This window comes from Enterobacter cloacae complex sp. 2024EL-00227 (genome assembly GCF_043945315.1).
Classification (GTDB): Bacteria; Pseudomonadota; Gammaproteobacteria; order Enterobacterales; family Enterobacteriaceae; genus Enterobacter; species Enterobacter roggenkampii.
In genome coordinates this window covers 65,705-86,496 of the sequence record NZ_JBIMQP010000015.1, presented here as the reverse complement: position 1 = coordinate 86,496, position 20,792 = coordinate 65,705, and the positions used below count along the sequence as shown (strand labels likewise).

Genomic DNA, 20,792 nt, shown 5'->3' with positions numbered 1-20,792 from the left:
CTGCTATTCCCTTTTTTAATAAGGAGAGCAGCATGCCCCATCTTCATAGCGTTATTCCCCCGTATATTCTTCGTCGTATTATCGAAAGCGGTTCCGAACCGCAGCAGCGCTGTGCCCGCCAGACCTTAACCCACGTCCAGACGCTGATGGCCCATATGCCGGGCAAACCCGCCGCGCCGCACGTGAATAAAGCCGGACAGCTGGAGCGTGATATCTACGACGCGAAGCAGACCCAGGAGCTGCCGGGTACGCAGGTGCGTTATGAAGGTCAGCCGTCGAACGGCGATGTGGCGGTAGACGAAGCGTACGAGTATTTGGGTATTACCCATGATTTCTTCTGGAAGGAATATCAGCGCGATTCGCTCGATAACAAAGGGCTTATTTTAACCGGCACCGTTCACTACGGTCGGGAATATCAGAACGCCTTCTGGAACGGTCAGCAGATGGTATTTGGCGACGGCGACGGGGAAATATTTAACCGCTTTACCATCGCCATAGACGTCGTGGCGCATGAGCTGAGCCACGGCGTGACCGAGACCGAAGCCGGGCTTATCTACTTTGAGCAGTCCGGCGCGCTGAACGAGTCGCTGTCGGACGTGTTTGGCTCGCTGGTGAAGCAGTACCGTCTGAAGCAAACCGCCGATAAAGCAGACTGGCTGATTGGTGAAGGGCTGCTGGCAAAAGGCATCAACGGCAAAGGGCTGCGCTCGATGTCTGAACCGGGCACCGCCTACAACGATCCGCTGCTCGGCAAAGACCCGCAGCCTGCACACATGAAGGATTTCATCAAAACGCGTGAGGATAACGGCGGCGTGCACCTGAACTCCGGCATCCCCAACCGGGCATTTTATCTGGCCGCGACGGCGATCGGCGGTTACGCCTGGGAAAAAGCGGGTTATGCCTGGTACGACACGGTTTGCGATCGCAATCTGGCGCAGGATGCGGATTTTGAGGCCTTCGCAAAACTGACGGTAGCACACGGAGAAAAACGCTCCGGCGGTGACGTTGGGGCGGCCATAAAACAAGCCTGGGAACAGGTGGGAGTGTTGTAAATGCAGGTTCCGGAACTGACGGATGACGCCGTGGTTGAGCTGGCCCGGGAAGGCGGCGTCGCTTATATTCCCAAGCTGAGCGGCCAGCGCACCATCGCGCTCTCCTCGCTCAATGAGGCGCAGCGCCAGCGCCTGGTCAGCATCCTGGAGCAGGCCTTTCCGCGCGGTCAGCCGCCGGGACAGGCCTCGTCACCCGGCAGCGGCGACCAGCGCTATTTCCGCATCCAGATTATCTGGACCGGGCAAAATCAGGCGCACTATGCCGATATCATCGTGCTGGTGCCGGAGCAGGAAGCACCCGAGTCGCTGGTCGAGCTGTGGCAGAAAGGCGAAGGCTGCGTGTGCGATTAACCTTCGGCCCGAACAAACTCCACGCGTTTTTTGGAGATAAGGCCGTGGCCTTTCTGGCAGAAATAATCCACCGCCCCGCAGGCTTTTAAGACCTGGAGTGGCTGATGGCACTCCGGGCAGCGGGCTTCAAGCGCAATATCCTTATTACAGCTCTCGCAGTGTGCCATCCCGTTCAGGGGCTCAAGCGGTGCCTGGCAATCCGGGCAGGTAATCGTCATGGTGACTCCTTAAAAGCATTCTGGTCTGCGATCATTTTACCACGTCGCGTTCAGTGCGGGCCACGCAGCTGTTGCTGCAAGGTCAGCAGCAGCTCAACTTCCTCGACTCGGCGACGCGTCGTGCGGCTCACCTCGTGCGGATCCCGTTCAAAAAGACTGTTGGTGCCCAGAATGTGCCCGGCAAGACAGTGCTCGTAGAGTGTCCCGGGGATATGCCAGCGCTGAATATCCTTACCCTCACTCAGCTCAAGCACATCCTCCGCGCCGCGCCGGTCGTGGCTGATGATGCGCCCGTCGCGCAAACAGAGCCGTAATCCTTTTTGCCCGCCCGCGGGTCCCGCGTATTTGTTAAGCCAGATATTCACCGGCACGCCGCTGATGCGGCCCTGGAGATGCGCCTCGCCCTCCGCCGTGGACAGGTCGCCTTTTGCGATAGCGCGGCCCAGGCGGTCTTTAGCCGTGACGACCTGCAGGGTCATATCATCACTTCCGCCCAGATAACGCACCGTTTCGCGCAGCATCGCCAGCACGTGCGTACCGATATCCAGGATTACGCCGTCCGGGTGGCGAAGCGTTCGGGTGTCCGGCTCGCCGGTGGCAAAGTTAAGCGCGATGGGTTCCCCTGCGGCGTTATATCCGCTTGGCTCCTGCAAAAAGCCGTCGATTTTGACGATGTCAGAGACGCTGCCAACCAACGACCGCTTTACCGTTTCGATGCGCGCCATCCAGTGATCGAGCGCCAGCACGCGGGAAGCAGCGTCGGGGTTTACCAGCAGCGCGTTGAGCATTTTGATTTGGGGAAGCGTGGCGACGATCGGTTTTTCAATCACAATCCGCGGAACGGCCGAGGCTATGGCCTGTTCCAGCACCTCGAGGTGGTGCAGCGATGCGGTGGTAATAAAGAGAGTATCAAGCGGTACGGCGAGAAGTTCCGTAAGCGAAGCGCAGCGCGTGACGCCTTCAGGCTGCCTGGTGGGGAGAACATCAAATCCAAAACAATGAACCGCGTGACCAAAAAGGCGACGTAACGCGGGCAGATACGCGGTTTCCACGACCGCACCAAGACCGACAAATCCTAACTGCATAGTTTCACCTCAGGGAATCGATGCCGGGGCATAACGCCTGCCCCGGCATTCTGAGGTTTATGAGGCGTTAGCTGCCGGTTTAGTCTGCGCATTTTCCAGCATGCGACGTACCGGAACAATGAGGACGATCAGTACCGCGGCACAAATCAGCAGCGCGACGGAGCAGCGCGCAAAGAGATTCGGCAGCATATCCAGCTGGTCGGCCTTCACGTGGCCGCCAATCAGACCCGCCGCCAGGTTACCCAGCGCGCTCGCACAGAACCACAGCCCCATCATCTGGCCGCGCATTCTCTCCGGCGCCAGCAGCGTCATGGTCGCCAGGCCAATCGGGCTGAGACACAGCTCGCCGAGCGTCAGCATCAGGATACTGCCCACCAGCCAGAACGGCGATACGCCCGCCCCACCGCTGCTCAGCACGTTCTGTGCCGCCAGCATCATCAGGCCAAAGCCCGCTGCGGCACACAGGATACCGATAACAAACTTGGTGATGCTGCTCGGACGAATGTTCATGCTCGCCAGCTTCGGCCACGCCCAGCTGAACACCGGTGCCAGCAGGATGATGAACAGGGCGTTGATTGACTGGAACCACACCGCCGGGATTTCGAAATCGCCGATCATGCGGTTAGTGTAGTCGTTGGCAAACAGGTTGAACGAGGTTGGCTTCTGCTCGAACGCGGACCAGAAGAACGCCGCGGAGATCAGCAGAATAAAGCAGACCAGCAGTCTGGCGCGCTCTTTACGGTTCAGTCCTGCAAAAACAAACAGATAAATAAAGTAGAGGGCAACGGATGCCGCAATCACGTAGACCAGCACGCTGGCTACCGCGACCGGGTTAATCACAATCACACCCTGCGCAATCAGCGTCACGATCGTTGCCACGCCTGCCGCCAGCGCCAGCAGCCAGGCGCCCACGCCGTTACGCTTCACCACCGGGCTGTTCCAGGTGGAGTCGAGGCCGACTTCGCCGTCATAGCGTTTCATTGCCGGAACGGCAAACACGCGGAAGATAATCAGCGCCACCAGCATCCCGATACCGCCAATACCAAAGCCCCAGTGCCAGCCGTGGGTTTTGATCAGCCAGCCGGAAATCAGCGGGGCAATGAACGAGCCCATGTTGATGCCCATATAGAACAGCGAGAAACCGCCGTCACGGCGCGCGTCGCCTTTTTTATACAGGGTACCGACCATTACCGAGATACAGGTCTTAAACAGCCCGGAGCCAAGCACGATGAACATCAGGCCGATAAAGAACAGGTTATTGCCCATGATGGCCGAGAGCGCAATCGACAGGTGACCGAGCGCAATCAGGATCGAACCGTACCAGACGGCTCTCTGCTGGCCGAGCCAGTTATCCGCCAGCCAGCCGCCCGGCAGCGCGGCCAGGTACATGGTGCCGGCAAAGATACCGACAATCGCCGAGGCGTTTTCACGCGCCAGGCCCATCCCGCCGTCATAGACGGTGGCGGCCATAAACAGGATCAGTAACGGACGAATGCCGTAAAACGAGAAACGCTCCCACATCTCGGTGAAGAACAGGGAACCGAGCGGATACGGATGGCCGAAGAACGTTCGGCTTTCTTTTTGATTAACAGAGGATTGCATAATTCTCCCGAAAGGTATGTCGTCGTGCTTGTAAACACCAGCAGGTACGCCGGCCAGTTACGTATCTGGCCGATTTTTTACATGCGGCGAAAAGTTGGTTAACCATTTGATAACCAGGCGCTAGTTTTGTCTAGTACCGGACCCTGGACTTTAAGATGAAAATTCGACGATTGTCTACTTTCTTAGATTTAAACTTGGTTAAAAGTGAATAGTGATTGACTTCACACAGAGAAAACCGGCGGTATGAATGGGCAAAAAAAAGCCCGCGATAGTCGCGGGCTTTCGTGCGTTCAGCAAAGCTTATTTGCTTTTCTTAATGTGCTTAATCAGACGTTTACGCTTGCGCATCTGGTTCGGCGTCAGGGTGTTGCGCTTGTTGGCGAACGGGTTTTCCCCTTCCTTGAACTGGATACGGATAGGCGTGCCCATCACGTCCAGCGACTTACGGAAGTAGTTCATCAGATAGCGCTTGTAGGAATCCGGCAGGTCTTTCACCTGGTTGCCGTGGATCACCACGATTGGCGGGTTATAACCACCGGCGTGGGCGTATTTCAGCTTCACGCGACGGCCGCGCACCAGCGGCGGCTGATGGTCTTCCGCAGCCATATTCATGATACGGGTCAGCATGGCGGTGCTCTGACGACGGGTGGAGCTGTCGTACGCTTCGCGCACGGATTCGAACAGGTTACCCACGCCGCTGCCGTGCAGCGCAGAGATGAAGTGTACGCGAGCAAAGTCGATAAAGCCCAGACGGAAGTCGAGGGTCTCTTTCACCTGCTCACGCACTTCATTGCTCAGGCCATCCCATTTGTTGACCACGATAACCAGTGAGCGCCCACTATTGAGGATAAAGCCGAGAAGAGAGAGGTCCTGATCGGAGATCCCTTCGCGCGCGTCGATAACCAGCAGCACGACGTTGGCATCTTCAATCGCCTGCAGGGTTTTGATAACGGAGAATTTTTCCACCACATCGGTGATTTTCCCGCGCTTACGCACCCCGGCGGTGTCGATGAGGACATACTCACGCTCATCGCGCTGCATCGGGATGTAGATACTGTCGCGGGTGGTGCCCGGCATATCGTAAACGACCACGCGCTCTTCACCCAGAATACGGTTAGTAAGTGTAGACTTACCTACGTTTGGACGGCCCACGATGGCCAGCTTGATCGGCAGATCCTGCGGGTTGAAGTCGTCTTCAGGCTCTTCTTCTTCGCCCGCTTCGCCGTCTTCAAACTGCGCCCAGTATTCCGCGTCTTCGTCCACCTCTTCCGGCGGGTTCACTTCGTCAACCCACGGCAGCAGAACGGTTTCCAGCAGGCTGGTGACGCCACGGCCATGCGATGCCGCGATAGGGTAGATCTCACCCAGACCCAGTGACCAGAAATCTGCGATGGCCTGATCGGCATCGATGCCGTCGGTTTTGTTCGCCACCAGGAAGGTTGGCTTTTCGCGTGAACGCAGGTGTTTAGCGATAGCGGAGTCCGCCGGCATCAGGCCAGCGCGCGCGTCCACCATGAACAACACCACGTCCGCTTCTTCAATCGCCAGCAGCGACTGTTCCGCCATGCGGGTTTCCACGCCGTCTTCTGTGCCGTCAATACCACCGGTATCAATACAGATGAACTCGCGTCCTTCCACCTCTGCACGACCGTACTTACGGTCACGCGTCAGCCCCGGGAAATCCGCAACCAGCGCATCACGGGTGCGTGTTAAACGGTTAAAAAGAGTGGATTTTCCAACGTTAGGGCGCCCGACAAGCGCGACCACAGGTACCATGTTTGAAGCCTCATAAAATTCAAAATAACGTCGCTTTCGCGGCGTTTTTAAAAATGTCAAAACGGCTCCTGAGTGAACAGGAGCCGTTTAGTATACTACAACCGCCGGGTAATTAACGCGTGATCGCGTACAGCGTGCCGTCTTTTGCCTGAATCAGCAGTTTGCCGTCGGCCACAACCGGGTCGGTCAGGAAACCGGAGCTGTCGACTTTTTGCTGCGCAACAAAGCGGCCGTTATCCGGATCGATCCAGTGCATATACCCTTCGCTGTCGCCCACAACCAGGCTACCGTTGTACAGCGCTGGCGCAGTCAGCAGACGGTGCAGCAGGTCGCTTTGCGTCCACAGCGTCACGCCGCCTTCGGTGCTCAGGGCCAGCAGACGGTCGTTCTGGTCAACCATATAGATACGGTTACCTTCAACGATGAAATCATTCACCGAGCCCAGCTCACGTTTCCACATGATCTGGCCGCTGCGCAGATCCAGCGCGGTCAGGTTGCCGTTGTAGGCCAGCGCGTAAACCACACCGTTAACGATGACCGGCGTTGTGTCCACGTCGCTCAGACGGTCAATTTCCGTTGAGCCAGTGGCCTGAGAGATACGCTGCTGCCAGATCATCTGGCCCTGCTGCATCAGTACGGCGCTTACGCGACCGTTGTCGCCGCCGACAATGGCAGCACCAAATGCGGTAGCCGGGGCAGATTCGCCACGCAGAGAGAGCGCAGGCATATCCAGGTTAACGGTCCATTTCACCAGGCCGTCCGCTTCGTTCAGCGCCTGCAGCTGGCCGTTGCTGGTATGAATCAGCACCAGGCCATCGCTCACCACCGGACGAGAGAGGGATTCCCCCGCCACGGTCGTTTGCCAGGCAATGGAACCGTCGCTGCTGTTCAGGGCATACACCTGCGCTTTTTCGCTGCCCACGTAGACGTGGCCACCGGCAACGGTCAGGCCGCCAGACAGCAGTGCAGGCTTACGGGAGAACCAGCCGTCTTTTTCCGCCAGGTTAACGGACCACACTTCTTTTCCGTCATCCGCGTTTACCGCTTTCACGGTACCTTTGCGATCGGCCGCATAGACAACGCTGTCTGCATACGCAGGATGAAGGTTGGAGTAGAAATCACCAATCCCATTGCCCACGGAGACATCCCACGCGGTGGATGGGGTAAACTGGTTTTCAACCGTCGGCAGTGGGGACATTTTCACAACGTCTTCTTCGCCACTGAACAGTGAACAACCACTCAATAACGTAACAGAAAGCAGTCCTGGCAGAAGTAATTTACGCAATTGCATCGGGTCCCTCTCAGACGGACAAATTATTTATTTTCATCTGCATCATTTCGCTCAGCGCAGGTGAGGCATTGCTCTCTACGCCAGCTTGCCACGCTTTACGCGCGCCCGCTTTGTCACCTTTGCTCAGCAGTGCTTCACCGCGCAGATCGGCAACGATGGCAGCAAAACCTTCGCCTTTGATGGTATCGAGCGTTTTCAGCGCATCGTCAGCTTTTTTCTGCTGAACCTGAATACGTGCCAGGCGCAGATTGATCACCGCTTTCAGATTTTCATCACTGGCAGCAGCAAGGCCCTGAGACAGCTGAGCAACGGCTTTATCCAGTTCGTTCTTATCAACGTACTGCTGAGCCACTTCCAGCGCAGCCAGTGCACCGTAGGTGTTTTTGTTGTCAGCCGCAAATTTTTCTGCCGCCGTCAGCGTTTGCGGCTGATCGGCACGAATTGCGCTCACGGTATTTTCATAGGACAGGGACGCGCCGCGCGCGGAATCCGCCTGATGATTGTTCCAGTAACGCCAGCCTACCAGCGCACCGACACCTAAAATAACCCCAACAACCAGCGCTTTGCCGTTTTCAGCAAAGAAGCGTTTAATCGCGTCGACCTGATCGTGTTCGTTCTCGTAAATTTCCACGCAGTCCTTCTCCTTAGCCCAATAGAGTGCGCAAGTGCGCCGCAACGCCGTCCTGCGTTACTGTTGTCTGCTCACCAGAGCGCAGGTCTTTCACCACCACTTCGCCGTTGGCCACTTCGGACTCACCCAGCACCAGTGCGATACTTGCGCCCCACTTATCGGCACGAGCAAACTGTTTTTTGAAGTTGCCGCCGCCATGGTTGGTCATCAGCTTAACGCCCGGCAGCGCATCGCGCACGCGTTCGGCAAGCTGCATCGCCGCAGACTGCGTTTCCGCACCTGAGGCCACCAGGTATATATCGACAACGGAATCTGCTTTAAATTCCGGATTAACTGCCTGAACCAGCAAAACAAGTCGCTCAAGACCCATCGCGAAGCCAACCGCAGGCGCAGCGCGACCGCCAAGTTGCTCAACCAGACCGTCGTAACGGCCGCCCGCGCACACGGTGCCCTGAGAGCCGAGGCTGGTGGTGACCCACTCAAACACGGTACGGTTGTAGTAGTCCAGACCGCGCACCAGACGCTGGTTTACGGTGTAGGCGATGCCAGCCGCTTCAAGCAGCTTGCACAGGCCCGCGAAGTGTTCGCGAGATTCTTCATCCAGGTAATCACCCAGCGCAGGCGCATCGTTCAGCAGTGCCTGAACATCGGCGTTTTTGGAATCCAGAACGCGCAGCGGGTTGCTGTACATGCGACGTTTGCAGTCTTCGTCCAGTTTCTCTTTATGCTGTTCCAGGAACGCCACCAGCGCATCGCGGTAGTTCGCACGCGCTTCCAGAGAACCGATAGAGTTCAGCTCGAGGGAAACGTGATCGGCGATACCGAGCGCACGCCACCAGCGGGCGGTCAGCATAATCAGTTCAGCGTCGATGTCCGGGCCCTGCAGGCCAAAGACTTCCACACCCAGCTGATTGAACTGGCGATAACGCCCTTTCTGCGGACGTTCGTGGCGGAACATCGGGCCGATATACCACAGACGCTGCTCCTGATTGTACAGAAGACCATGTTCGATGCCGGCGCGTACGCAGCCCGCCGTCCCTTCCGGACGCAGGGTCAGGCTGTCGCCGTTGCGGTCCTCAAAGGTGTACATCTCTTTTTCAACCACGTCGGTCACTTCACCGATCGCGCGTTTGAATAACGGGGTCTGCTCTACAATCGGCAAACGAATTTCGCTGTAACCGTAGCTGCCGAGCACCTGCTTCAGCGTGCCTTCAATGCGCTGCCAGATGGCGGTTTCGCCAGGCAGATAATCGTTCATGCCGCGGATGGCTTGAATGTTTTTTGCCACGTTTATTCTCTTTCTATATACAAAAAAAACCCAAAGAATGGGTTCAATCATACATGGGAAGCTCACGGCTTCCCATCACGTTATTTTTCAACCTGCTGAACGTTGATACGCTGTGTCTCGTCCATCATGGCGGCTTTGGCGCGGATGCGGGCTTCAAGCTGGTCGATCATGTCGCTATTATCCAGACGATCTTTTCGAACGCCATCTTCATAGAGACCACTTTTCTTGTTACCGCCGGTCACGCCCAGGGTTGACACCAGGGCTTCACCCGGACCGTTCACCACGCAGCCGATGATGGAGACGTCCATCGGGGTGATAATGTCTTCCAGACGTTGCTCCAGGGCATTCACCGTACCGATCACATCGAACTCCTGACGTGAACAGGTTGGGCAGGCAATGAAGTTGATCCCACGCGCGCGAATACGCAGTGATTTCAGGATATCGAAGCCGACCTTGATCTCTTCGACAGGATCCGCCGCCAGCGAGACGCGCAGGGTGTCACCGATCCCTTCAGAGAGCAGCAGCCCCAGACCGATCGCGGATTTTACCGAGCCGCTACGCAGGCCGCCCGCTTCGGTGATCCCGAGGTGCAGAGGCTGATCGATCTGCCTTGCCAGCAGGCGATAAGATTCTACGGCCAGGAACACGTCGGACGCTTTTACGCTGACTTTGAACTGATCGAAGTTAAGGCGATCGAGATGATCGACGTGACGCATCGCGGATTCGAGCAGCGCCTGCGGCGTAGGCTCACCGTATTTTTCCTGCAGATCTTTTTCCAGGGAACCGGCGTTAACGCCGATACGGATAGGAATATTTTTATCGCGGGCGCAGTCCACGACCATGCGGATACGCTCTTCGTTACCGATGTTGCCCGGGTTAATACGCAGGCAATCGACGCCGTACTCGGCCACTTTCAGTGCGATGCGGTAGTCGAAGTGAATATCCGCCACCAGCGGAACGCTGACCTGCTGTTTGATCAGTTTGAACGCCTCAGCCGCATCCATGGTCGGGACGGAGACGCGAACAATATCCGCGCCGACACGTTCTAATGCTTTGATTTGATTGACCGTCGCTTCCACATCGGTGGTGCGCGTATTGGTCATCGACTGAACGGCGATAGGTGCCCCATCGCCGATTGGCACATTCCCAACGTAAATCCGTTTCGATTTTCTACGTTGAATCGGAGCCTGGTTATGCATGAAAAATCTCCCGCGTTGCCCGTCTGTTACTGTGCTGCTGATTGTTCGGCATTAACGGTAAGACGTGCAACCTGGTTAGTTCTGATAAAGCGGCTCAGGTCGACAGGTTTTCCTTGATACTGGATCTGTACCGCTGCCGGAGCGCCGATTTTAAGTTTATAAGGCGCCTGGCCCGTTAGGTTTAACGTGCCATCTTTGCGCTGCAGGCCGCTGAACAGTTTTTTACCTGTCGCGTCAGTCACTTCCAGCCAGCAGTCGGCGCTGAAGTTCATTACCAGCGCGTTAGGATCGGCTGCGGGTGTCGCCGTACCCGCCGGGCTGGTTGGCAGAGACGCTGCGGTATTGTCTGCAGGCTGAGTAGCCGCAGGCGCGTTCGCCGCAGTATCAACATTCGCCTGAGAAGGGGCAACCACCGCGTTTTGATCCTGAGCCTGAGGCGCAGCGGTGTTAGCCGTTGCTGCCGGAGCCTGCGCAGCATTGGTCGCTGTCGCATCTGGCGCTGCGGTCTGTGGCTCGCTGGAAGTCGCTGCACCGTCGGTATTCAGCGGCACGCTCTGGGCGTTATCCGTTCCGGCCTGGTTGAGTTCGGCGGAGGATTGATCGGCCATAGTGGTGATCTCTTCCTGCTGCGCCTTGTGGTTTTGCCACCACCACGCACCGGTCAGACCGACCACCACAAACAGCACCAGCCAGGTAAAGCTCATCAGCCAGCCATCACGTTTTTTACGACGTTTCCCCAGGGAGAAGGTCTGCATCGGCGCAACTTTTGCTGCACGGACCGGCGCCTGCTTCTCCATCATTGGCAGTAATTCGTTTTCGGGGATGTGCACCAGTTTTGCGTAAGAGCGGATATAACCGCGCAAGAACGTTGAAGCCAGATCGGCGGGTGCCTTATCTTCTTCAATATCGCGAACCGTGGAAACCTTCAGGCACAAGCGTTCTGCGACGGCTTGCTGGCTGAGTCCGAGTTGTTCACGGGCGTTGCGAAGACGAACGCCAGTGGAGAGTGCTTCATGTTGGTCGTGAGTGGCTTCAGTATTCATTCGCTACAACTACTGGTACGTGAAAAAAAGGGTTCAGGCGCCGGTGAGTCACAATGCCACCCGCACCGCGAAACTTCTGGTCAGTTAACCTTGAACACAGAGTATAAGACTGTCAGCCCGGAGATGACAGTACAGCCCTGCCCGTACGGCTAAACTGTTGTTACGTCGTTACATACTGCCCGAAAGTCGGATGAAACGCACCGTAATTATTGATCAGTCTTCACGAATCTGACTGATTATTCAGTAAGGTTATGTCTCACGGCGCAGATAATGCGCCGTGAGTGCATAATAATCAAACAGCTTTAACCGCGATCGTCTCGCCCTGCATGCGTTTACGCAGGGTACGCTTGGTACGGTCAATAACATCACCAGCCAGCTGTCCACATGCGGCATCAATATCATCACCACGCGTTTTACGCACGATGGTGGTGAAACCATACTCCATCAGCACCTTGGAGAAACGGTCGATACGGCTGTTCGAGCTACGGCCATACGGCGCGCCCGGGAACGGGTTCCACGGGATCAGGTTGATTTTACATGGCGTATCTTTCAGCAGTTCAGCCAGCTGATGCGCATGTTCGGTACCGTCGTTGACGTGGTCCAGCATCACGTACTCGATGGTGACGCGACCCTGGTTGGCGTTGGATTTCTCCAGATAGCGACGTACGGCAGCGAGGAAGGTTTCGATATTGTACTTTTTGTTGATTGGCACAATTTCGTCACGAATTTCATCGTTTGGCGCGTGCAGGGAGATCGCCAGCGCGACGTCAATCATATCGCCGAGCTTGTCCAGCGCAGGCACAACGCCTGAGGTCGACAGCGTGACGCGACGCTTGGACAGACCAAAGCCGAAGTCATCCAGCATGATTTCCATCGCCGGAACGACGTTGGTCAGGTTCAGCAGCGGCTCACCCATCCCCATCATCACCACGTTGGTGATTGGGCGAGTGCCGGTCACTTTTGCCGCGCCTACGATTTTCGCAGCACGCCAGACCTGGCCGATAATTTCTGAAACACGCAGGTTACGGTTAAAGCCTTGCTGCGCGGTTGAGCAGAATTTGCACTCCAGCGCACAGCCCACCTGAGAGGAGACGCACAGCGTCGCGCGATCTTCTTCCGGAATGTAGACGGTTTCAACGCGCTGATCGCCCACCGCAATCGCCCATTTGATGGTGCCATCCGCGGAGCGCTGCTCTTCCACCACTTCCGGGGCGCGGATTTCAGCCACTTCTTTGAGCTTATTGCGCAGGACCTTGTTGATGTCAGTCATGTCATCAAAATTGTCGCTGCAGTAATGGTACATCCACTTCATGACCTGATCGGCACGAAACGGCTTTTCGCCCATCTCTTTGAAGAACTCGCGCATCTGCTGACGGTTCAGATCCAGCAGGTTGATTTTTCCATTTTTATTGGGAACCGCAGGAATGGCGACTTCGGAGGTATTCACTAATTCAGACATAATATTTACCGGCCTCGTTGTTACACGTTATGGCCCATGGAGGGTTGAATAGAAACGCCCCGGAAAGCGGTCTGCTCGTCCGGGGCGTTGCATTGTACAAAGTCTGGCGCAGGGATGCCACGTCTGGACGCGGCATTTACGAAAATAATGTGTAAACGAAACCGTTAAATTAACGGGTACGTGGACACACTTCGCCTTCTGCGAAGAAGAAAGCGATTTCGCGTGCAGCAGATTCAACAGAGTCAGAACCGTGGGTACCGTTCTCGGTGAAGCTGTCAGCGTAGTCAGCGCGCAGAGTACCTGCCAGCGCGTTGTCCGGGTTGGTTGCGCCCAGCAGGTCGCGGTGACGCTGTACGGCGTTTTCGCCTTCCAGTACGGATACCACGATTGGACCGGAGGTCATGAACTCCACCAGGCCGTCAAAGAATGGGCGACCTTCGTGCTCAGCGTAGAAGCCGCGCGCCTGCTCAACGGTCAGGTGCAGCATTTTGGTACCAACAATTTTGAACCCTGCAGATTCAAAGCGAGCGAAGATGCTGCCAATAACGTTTTTTGCCACCGCGTTTGGTTTGATGATGGAAAAAGTACGTTCAATAGCCATGATAACCTCTGTCAATGTTCTGTTGTTTTGCATACCTGAGTATGGTGTGGCGCGGATTATAAAGAGCTATAGCGCTATTGCCTATGGTTCTGCATAACATTTTTTTAAAATGAGACGAAGATTAGCAACAGTCCGGGTTTCGCATATCGTGTTGATGGTGAAAACAGAGCGGACACTGCTTTTCATCAGGCGTAAATGACCAGAAATGACGGTGGCACTTCAGGCAAACGGCTTCATATGCCAGTATGGCCACGTTTTTCGCTGTTCCTTCTGTTCGCGTCACTTTTATCGCCGCATGCTGGCATACCGCTTCGCAGCCACCGCAACCGGTACAACGTCCGGTTTCGACGACCAGTTCAGCGTTCTCAAACCGAATCGCGTTTTCCGTACAACTCCGCCAGCACGCGCCGCACAATACGCACGTTCCGGCGTCGAGAGCTATCTCTGCCTCACTAACCCCAGAAAACGCTCTGCGCAGTTCACGCTGACCGGGCACGACGCTACAGGTCCGGACATCCTCACGGGGAACGTGCATCAGCGCACGGCGGGCGATATTAACCTCGTTGACGGGTAAAAGTTTAAACGCCCATGCCGCTTCACCACGTCGACGAAGCACAAGATTAAGCCGGGCAATCGCCAGCAGCCAGTCAGGATACTGCTCCACGTCGATACTGATAAAACGAACATGGTGCTGTGCATGCCAGAGCAGCAGTTCATTTACATCCGGCGCACGTTCAATAAAAGGCCCGACAAGCGTATCGCCACACAAAAAGCGTTTTCGCGGCGTGATGCCGGTGATGGCCTCAGTGGGGCAAACAAACAGGCAGTCACCGCATTCAATACAGCGGTTCTCATCAACCGAGATATCTGCGTCCGTAAAAGAAAAAGCCTGCACGGGACAAACGTCAGCGCAGGCACAACAGGAAGCATGGCGAAAACGGCGACGGACGCACGCATGCGTCACGTCCATCGCCGGGCCAAACGTCAATCTGCCCATCAGCCAATACTGAAGAAAACGAAGCGCAGCATCAGCTCACCCGCAATCAGCAAGGCGCTGCCCAGCAGCATTGTGCCTCGCGCCGCTTTTAACCCGCCTGCAGCAAAGCACAGCATACCCACGACAGACACACACCAGCTCAGCAGATGCACGGTGCGCAGTTGTTGCAGCATCTGTAACGGCGCATGAGGGAACGTCACCACGGTGTTGTCCATAGCCGAGATGTCGGCCAGCCAGACGGGCTGCATCACCAGACGCACAAGCACCAGCAGCGTGATAATGACCACCGCCGCACGCAGAGTAGCCCGGGAACGCATCCCAACCGCCATGCAGGCTGAACCAATAATACCCACCGAGCCGATAAACAGCACCAGCGTGTTGATATGCTGCCACGTCACCACGGACGCATGCATGTAGATCTGCGCCATGCAGAACACATCCACCAGCCCGACAAGGCCCGCCGCCGCCAGAAGCAGCTTCCAGCCTGGCTTTTTGGCGAACATCAGCAGCGTCGCGAGACCCAGCGCCGCCAGGTAAAGGCTGGCAAAGATAATCTCACGGCTCAGCCAGGAGCTGGAGACATGGCGCAGCGCGTTGAGAGCATTGAGCGGATAGCCCATGTGCAGCGCCGAGGCGAGCAATCCGAGGCTTGCGAGCACAAACGCCCCGGCAGCAGGCAGAAGCGCGCTACGCTGCGAAGCATGCGCCCCCCCGAACGCCAGCCAGAGCGTCACGCCTACCGAGCCCTGCAGGAACAGCGTAAAAATCAGCAGCGGTAACTCATGCATGGCGTTTGCCCTCTTTCTCTGCACCCTGATGCGCTTTGATCACCAGATTCGGTTTTGTGATGGAAGAATCAGGCAAGCCTTTCACGTCACAGACCGCACCATACTTCGCCCGCAGTTCATCAATCGGCCCGAATTTAATCGCTTCGAGTGGACAGGTTGCCACACAGACGGGCTGCTCCCCCTTCGCCTGGAGATCCACGCAGAAATCGCATTTTGACATTTGCCCGGTCTGCTCGTTGAGCTGTGGTGCGCCGTAAGGGCATGACCACGCACAGTAGCCGCAGCCGACGCACTTATCTGTATCAACGCGCACAATGCCGTCTCCCGGACGCTTGTGCATCGCCGTGGTCGGACAGTTTTTAGTGCAGATGGGGTCTGCACAGTGGTTACAGGAAATAGAGAGCGTGTAGGCAAACACATTGTTGCTGACGCCGCCCTGCCCGGTGGGGATGAAATTCCCGCCGTTGACTTCGTACACGCGACGGAAACGACGTCCGACCTCAAGGTTGTTTTTATCTTTGCATGCCACCTGGCAGGCTTTACACCCTGAGCAGCGTGAAGAGTCGATATAAAAGCCCAGCTGTTTGTCGCTCACCGGCGCGTAGTGTTTAAACTGACTCATGCTTTTGCCACCTCCACCAGCATGGTTTGATGTGAATTCCCTTTCGCAAGCGCGGTAATACGAGCCGAACTGAGCACGTTCGCGCAGCCGCCTTTATCAATGCCCTTCTCATCCGGCTGCCACCAGGCACCTGCCTGCATGGCTACCACCCCAGGAATGATGCGCGGCGTAACCTCCGCCGGGATCTCACAAATGCCGCGTGCGTTATGGATACGCACGGTATCTCCCTGCGCAATACCGCGCTTCTGCGCGTCCTGAGGGTTAATCCACAGCTTTTGCTGCTGCGCCTCAATCAGCCACGGGTTGGCGTACTGGGTTGAGTTAGCGCGGTTTTTCCCTTTCCAGGTGATCAGCTGCAGCGGGAAGGTTTTTGCCAGTTCGTCTTCCGGCCCTTCGTGGGCAGGCACGTAGTGCGACAGCGCCGGAATTTCCGGGTGCTGCATGTCGTACAGACGCTTTGAGAAGATCTCAATTTTCCCGGACGGCGTCGGGAACGGATGATTTTGCGGGTCGCGAATATTGTCTTCAAAGGCGACAAACGGCGCGCTTTTGAAGAGATGCTGACGCGTCTTTTGCAGCGTCGCGAAGTCTGGCAGGTTTTCCTCCGGCATCGACAGCTTTGTCTGCTCCCAGATGTGCTCAATCCACGCCTTTTCGTCACGCCCTTCGCTGAATGCCGGTTCGACGCCAAGCTTAGCAGCGACCTCCCGCAGCCAGTCGTAGTCTGAACGGCGCTCAAATTCAGGCTCAATCAGCTTTTCCGACAGGATCAGATAGCTTGCGGTACCCCAGGTTTCGCCGATATTCCAGCGTTCCATAAAGCTGGTTTCCGGCAGGAGAAGATCGGCGTATCGGGCGCTCGGCGTCATAAACAGATCGCTCGCGACGATAAACTGGATTTTCGACTCGTCTTCCAGCACGCGGGTTGCCTGATGAAGATCCGGGTTCTGGTTAGCCAGATAATTGCCCGCCAGCGAGAAGAGGATGCGGATATTGCTGTCCAGCTTTTCGGCATCCTTCAGGCCGACGTCCGCAGTGACCTTAGAGGCATCGTCGGCGGCCTGCACCCAGTTCATCACCGATATTTTGGCTTTCACCGGGTTATCCGGCATCTCCGGGCCTGCGGCAAATTTACGGTTAGCACAGCCGCCATAGCCAGCCGCCCAGCCGCCTTTCACCCCAACGTTACCCGTCAGCGTGGCCAGTATCGTTGAGCCGCGCGCGGTGCGCTCGCCGCAGTTATGGCGCTGCGGTCCCCAGCCCTGGATCAGCGCGGCGGGTTTGGTGGTTGCGTAGTCGCGCGCCAGCTGACGAATGGTCTGCGCAGGCACGTGGGTGATCTTCTCTGCCCACTCAGGCGTTTTTGCGACGCCATCTTTTGCCCCGTTCAGGTAAGCCATCAGGGATTCATTGGCCGGAACGCCTTCCGGCATAGCGTCTTCATCAAAGCCCAGGGTATAGCGCAGAATAAAGTCGCGATCGTGCAAGTTCTCCGTGACGATCACGTACATCATGGCGTCCATCAGGGCGTTATCGGTTGTTGGCAGCAGCGGGATCCACTGGTCAGCAAGGGAGGACACCGTATCTGAATAGCGCGGATCGACAACGATGAAGCGGGTGCCGTTTTGCTTCATCTTCTGGAAGAAGTAGTTGCTGTGACCAAAAATCGTTTCCGTCGGGTTATGTCCCCAGAGGATGACCAGCTTGGTGTCCAGCAGCGTGTCCAGCGAGCTGCCGCTGGCGGCGGTGCCGTAGGTATAGGGCGTTGCCGCTGCGGTGTTGCCCATACTGACCGAGTGATAGCTTTCGAGATACCCACCCGTTAAATTAAGCAGACGACGAACCATTTTATCGCCGGAGAACGTTCCTCCCGAAACTGCGGTGCCAACATGCACATAGCGCGAAGCAGCACCGTATTTTTGCGTAATGGTTTTTAATTGATTCGCAATAAGCGTTGTGGCTTCATCCCAGGTAATACGTTCGAATTTTCCTTCGCCACGTTTACCCACGCGTTTCATTGGATATTTAAGCCGATCGGGATGATAAACAAATTTCCGATACGCGCGTCCACGAACGCAGGCGCGCATCACCGGCATTTGAGGATCCAGTTCATCATCCGGACGCGTAGAGATGCGTGTGACCACGCCGTCGCTGACGTGCGCCCGAATATCGCATTTCCCGCCACAGTCAAAAGTGCTGCAGGTTTGAATGACTTTTTCTTCGGGTTCGTTCACTGCCGCAGGCATTGTCGCCGCCTGCGCTTTTCCGCCTTTTACCACAAACGGCAGAGCGGCAAGCGCGGACCCGGCCTGAATAAAGTGACGCCGGGAGAGAGCGGGATTAAGACTCTCTCTCAGTTTCTTATTTTTTTTCATTGCTCGTTCCTTCAAATAAAAACGCATTCTCGTTTTTTTGCAGAACCGAACATTGATAATTATCAAGCTAACCCTTCTGGATTATTTTAATAAGCCATTTCGAAATTCACCGTCGCTATTTGGCCGGTTTCATCCATTACCATTAATTGATATTCACCCGGCAAATATAATTTCAGTGAATATTTATATTCATGCCCCTCTAAAGGCTCGCCATTTAAAAACCACCATCGCTGCCCTTCTCCACCGCTGGTTGAGAGAGAAAGCGTTATAGTTGTCTCACCCGGAAGACGCTTGATGACGGCCCCCTCTCTGACCCCTGACAGCATAAGCGGCGCGATATTGCTGTTATCCAGAGGCGGGCAAACTGTTGATGCTGCCGGGAGACGCGCAGCTCTTTTTTCCGCAGCGGGCAGCCACGGCTCCAGCGGCAGCGGCCAGACATCCAGGACTTTTTCAGTAGCATCCGGACAATCTGCGGCCACGCGTTTGCCGGTTTTATCCAGCCAGACCGGGAAACGAATGCCGCGTATGCCCTCCTGTTCAGGGAGAAGCAGCGTGGGCGGCTCACTCCCTTCCAGCAGCCAGGTCGACAGGCGACGTCGACAGTTTTCACTGCCTTCCGGTAGCGACTGGCCGCCCGGCCAGCAGATCACGCCCCGCCCGACGCTCTCCGGACGCGGATCGCGCGGCAGGCGGGCTTCGTCTACCGTTGAACGTGACTGAAGCAGATTATTGACCTGGTTTAACAGCGGAACCGCGCTGGCAAATCCAAACTGTCCCGCCACGGGCGTGCCGTCCGGTCGTCCGGTCCAGATGCCTATCACATAACGGGCATTCAGACCGATGGCCCAGGCATCACGGTACCCGTAGCTGGTGCCGGTTTTCCACGCCAGCGGCGCAACCTGCGGCAGCGCATTATCCGGCAGCGGCTGCGCTTCATTGGCCAGAATACGGCGAATAATCCACGCCGAGCCTGGCGATAACAGCGGGCGTTCAGTCAGCGGATCGCCCGGCTGTAACCGCAGCCTTCCCGCCTTACCGTGTCGGGCAAAGGCACTATAGGCCGCAGCGATATCTGCCAGCCGCGCGCCCGCCCCGCCGAGGATCAGAGACAGATTCGGCTGTGCCCCCGCAGGCAGGATCAGCGGCAAGCCTGCGTTGCTTAGCATCCCGGCAAATCGTTTTGGTCCGTAGGCTTCCAGCACCTGAACGGCCGGCAGGTTGAGGGAGCGGACCAGCGCTTCACTCATGCTGACCGGCCCATGGAACCCGCTGTCAAAATTCCCGGGACGATAATCACCGGTTTTTCTTGGCACATCCTGAAGCAGCGAGGCGGGATGGATCAGGCCATCATCCAGCGCCATGCCGTAGATAAAGGGTTTTAACACCGATCCCGGGGATCGGATCGCATTGACCATATCCACATGGCTAAAACGCGTGTCATCGTTGATATCCACCGATCCAACCCAACCGCGCACTTTCATATCGGTATGATCGACCACGATCATCGCCAGCGAGCTGCGGGCCGGCAGACGCGATTTCCAGTTCATCGCCAGCTCTTCCAGCTGCCGCTGCAGTCCGGCATCCAGCGTGGTGACAATTTTCGTGTCACGACTTTTGCCGAGCATCATCCGAGCAAAGAGCGGCGCCAGCTGCGGCATCTGCCGGGGCGCCAGCCATACTGATTCTTCACGGGACTCTTTGACCTGCTTTGCGGACCAGACGCCCTGCGTCGCCATGCGGTCGAGCACTTTATTGCGCGCCGCTTCGGCCCGTTCAGGCCAGCGGTCCGGGCGTAATCGACTCGGCGCCTGCGGCAGCACCGCCAGCAGCGCCGCGTCGGAATAGCTGAGCTGCGACGGCGGCTTGCCCAGATACGTCCAGCTTGCCGCTCCCACGCCCTGCAGCGTACCGCCAAAGGGGGCGCGATTGAGATAGAGCGTCAGGATTTCGCGTTTGGAAAGATGCCACTCCAGCTGCATGGCACGCCAGAGCTGGCGAATTTTGCCGCCAAAGGTGCGCGGATGCGGGTCCAGCAGTCGCGCGACCTGCATGGTGAGCGTGCTTCCGCCAGAGATGACTTTCCCGGAACTGAGATCCTGCCAGGCGGCGCGCAGGACAGAGAGTGGGTTTACGCCGGGGTGATCCCAGAACCAGCGATCTTCGTACTGGATCAGCGCCTCAAGATAACGGGGAGAGACCTCTTCGATCGTCACCGGATAGCGCCAGATCCCGTCGCTATCGGCAAAACGCCAGAGCGGCGTGCCCTTCTCATCCACCACCACCCGCGCGGGGTTAACCTCTTTCAGCGGCAACGGCCACAGGCGGTCGGCAGCGATAATCAGCCCCCCTAAAATGAGAAGCGCTCCCGCCAGCCACAGCCAGCGGGAGCGTGTCAGACGTGCCATTCGCAT

At 56.8% G+C, this 20,792-nt stretch carries 18 protein-coding genes; 2 read left to right on the top strand and 16 right to left on the bottom strand.

Annotated features, from left to right (window positions below; translation table 11 throughout):
• The first annotated feature begins 32 nt into the window (after positions 1-32).
• Together ACHH0Z_RS21195 and ACHH0Z_RS21190 are read left to right on the top strand one after the other, a co-directional pair.
• Entirely contained in the window at positions 33-1,052 is a 1,020-nt protein-coding gene (locus ACHH0Z_RS21195; RefSeq protein WP_032663055.1) for a M4 family metallopeptidase, read from the top strand.
• Complete coding sequence (locus ACHH0Z_RS21190) at positions 1,053-1,403, top strand: protealysin inhibitor emfourin (protein WP_023617312.1); 351 nt, start codon at positions 1,053-1,055, stop codon at positions 1,401-1,403.
• Here ACHH0Z_RS21190 and ACHH0Z_RS21185 read toward each other — a convergent pair.
• The 16 genes from ACHH0Z_RS21185 to pbpC all read right to left on the bottom strand — a co-directional run bounded on the left by ACHH0Z_RS21185 (position 1,400) and on the right by pbpC (position 20,792).
• On the bottom strand, positions 1,400-1,621 hold the full coding sequence (locus ACHH0Z_RS21185; RefSeq protein ID WP_045406064.1) for a zinc ribbon domain-containing protein: 222 nt from the start codon (positions 1,619-1,621) through the stop codon (positions 1,400-1,402). The two genes, ACHH0Z_RS21190 and ACHH0Z_RS21185, sit on opposite strands and share 4 nt — an antisense overlap.
• Positions 1,622-1,671: 50 nt before the next feature.
• Positions 1,672-2,706, bottom strand: coding sequence for an oxidoreductase (locus tag ACHH0Z_RS21180; protein WP_045406061.1), 1,035 nt, complete (start codon positions 2,704-2,706; stop codon positions 1,672-1,674).
• 57 nt (positions 2,707-2,763) lie between these two features.
• Positions 2,764-4,308, bottom strand: coding sequence for a peptide MFS transporter (locus ACHH0Z_RS21175; RefSeq protein ID WP_045406059.1), 1,545 nt, complete (start codon positions 4,306-4,308; stop codon positions 2,764-2,766).
• A gap of 300 nt (positions 4,309-4,608) precedes the next feature.
• Complete coding sequence (gene der / locus ACHH0Z_RS21170; RefSeq protein WP_008502134.1) at positions 4,609-6,084, bottom strand: ribosome biogenesis GTPase Der; 1,476 nt, start codon at positions 6,082-6,084, stop codon at positions 4,609-4,611.
• A gap of 112 nt (positions 6,085-6,196) precedes the next feature.
• Complete coding sequence (gene bamB / locus ACHH0Z_RS21165; protein ID WP_008502135.1) at positions 6,197-7,375, bottom strand: outer membrane protein assembly factor BamB; 1,179 nt, start codon at positions 7,373-7,375, stop codon at positions 6,197-6,199.
• A 10-nt stretch (positions 7,376-7,385) separates the two neighbouring features.
• Positions 7,386-8,006 (bottom strand): YfgM family protein, encoded by a 621-nt coding sequence (locus ACHH0Z_RS21160; RefSeq protein ID WP_008502136.1) that lies wholly within the window; start codon positions 8,004-8,006, stop codon positions 7,386-7,388.
• Positions 8,007-8,019: 13 nt separating this feature from the next.
• On the bottom strand, positions 8,020-9,294 hold the full coding sequence (gene hisS, locus ACHH0Z_RS21155; protein ID WP_032622984.1) for a histidine--tRNA ligase: 1,275 nt from the start codon (positions 9,292-9,294) through the stop codon (positions 8,020-8,022).
• 80 nt (positions 9,295-9,374) lie between these two features.
• The gene (gene ispG, locus ACHH0Z_RS21150) at positions 9,375-10,493 is read right to left on the bottom strand and encodes a flavodoxin-dependent (E)-4-hydroxy-3-methylbut-2-enyl-diphosphate synthase (protein WP_045406057.1); all 1,119 of its coding nucleotides are present in this window, start codon (positions 10,491-10,493) and stop codon (positions 9,375-9,377) included.
• Between the two features lie 26 nt (positions 10,494-10,519).
• On the bottom strand, positions 10,520-11,536 hold the full coding sequence (gene rodZ, locus ACHH0Z_RS21145; RefSeq protein WP_023325867.1) for a cytoskeleton protein RodZ: 1,017 nt from the start codon (positions 11,534-11,536) through the stop codon (positions 10,520-10,522).
• Positions 11,537-11,828: 292 nt separating this feature from the next.
• Complete coding sequence (locus ACHH0Z_RS21140) at positions 11,829-12,995, bottom strand: bifunctional tRNA (adenosine(37)-C2)-methyltransferase TrmG/ribosomal RNA large subunit methyltransferase RlmN (RefSeq protein ID WP_014171168.1); 1,167 nt, start codon at positions 12,993-12,995, stop codon at positions 11,829-11,831.
• 169 nt (positions 12,996-13,164) lie between these two features.
• Complete coding sequence (ndk, locus tag ACHH0Z_RS21135; protein WP_003860625.1) at positions 13,165-13,596, bottom strand: nucleoside-diphosphate kinase; 432 nt, start codon at positions 13,594-13,596, stop codon at positions 13,165-13,167.
• Positions 13,597-13,717: 121 nt separating this feature from the next.
• The gene (locus ACHH0Z_RS21130; protein ID WP_045406054.1) at positions 13,718-14,593 is read right to left on the bottom strand and encodes a 4Fe-4S binding protein; all 876 of its coding nucleotides are present in this window, start codon (positions 14,591-14,593) and stop codon (positions 13,718-13,720) included.
• Positions 14,593-15,381, bottom strand: coding sequence for a DmsC/YnfH family molybdoenzyme membrane anchor subunit (locus ACHH0Z_RS21125; protein ID WP_008502142.1), 789 nt, complete (start codon positions 15,379-15,381; stop codon positions 14,593-14,595). The genes ACHH0Z_RS21130 and ACHH0Z_RS21125 overlap by 1 nt, the downstream gene beginning before the upstream one ends.
• Complete coding sequence (locus tag ACHH0Z_RS21120; RefSeq protein WP_003860631.1) at positions 15,374-16,003, bottom strand: DMSO/selenate family reductase complex B subunit; 630 nt, start codon at positions 16,001-16,003, stop codon at positions 15,374-15,376. Before ACHH0Z_RS21120 ends, ACHH0Z_RS21125 begins: the two co-directional genes overlap by 8 nt.
• Entirely contained in the window at positions 16,000-18,378 is a 2,379-nt protein-coding gene (locus ACHH0Z_RS21115; protein ID WP_045406052.1) for a DMSO/selenate family reductase complex A subunit, read from the bottom strand. The genes ACHH0Z_RS21120 and ACHH0Z_RS21115 overlap by 4 nt, the downstream gene beginning before the upstream one ends.
• Before the next feature lie 86 nt (positions 18,379-18,464).
• Positions 18,465-20,792 carry a peptidoglycan glycosyltransferase PbpC gene (gene pbpC, locus ACHH0Z_RS21110; RefSeq protein WP_045406049.1) on the bottom strand — a complete coding sequence of 776 codons (2,328 nt, stop codon included), beginning with the start codon at positions 20,790-20,792 and terminating at the stop codon, positions 18,465-18,467.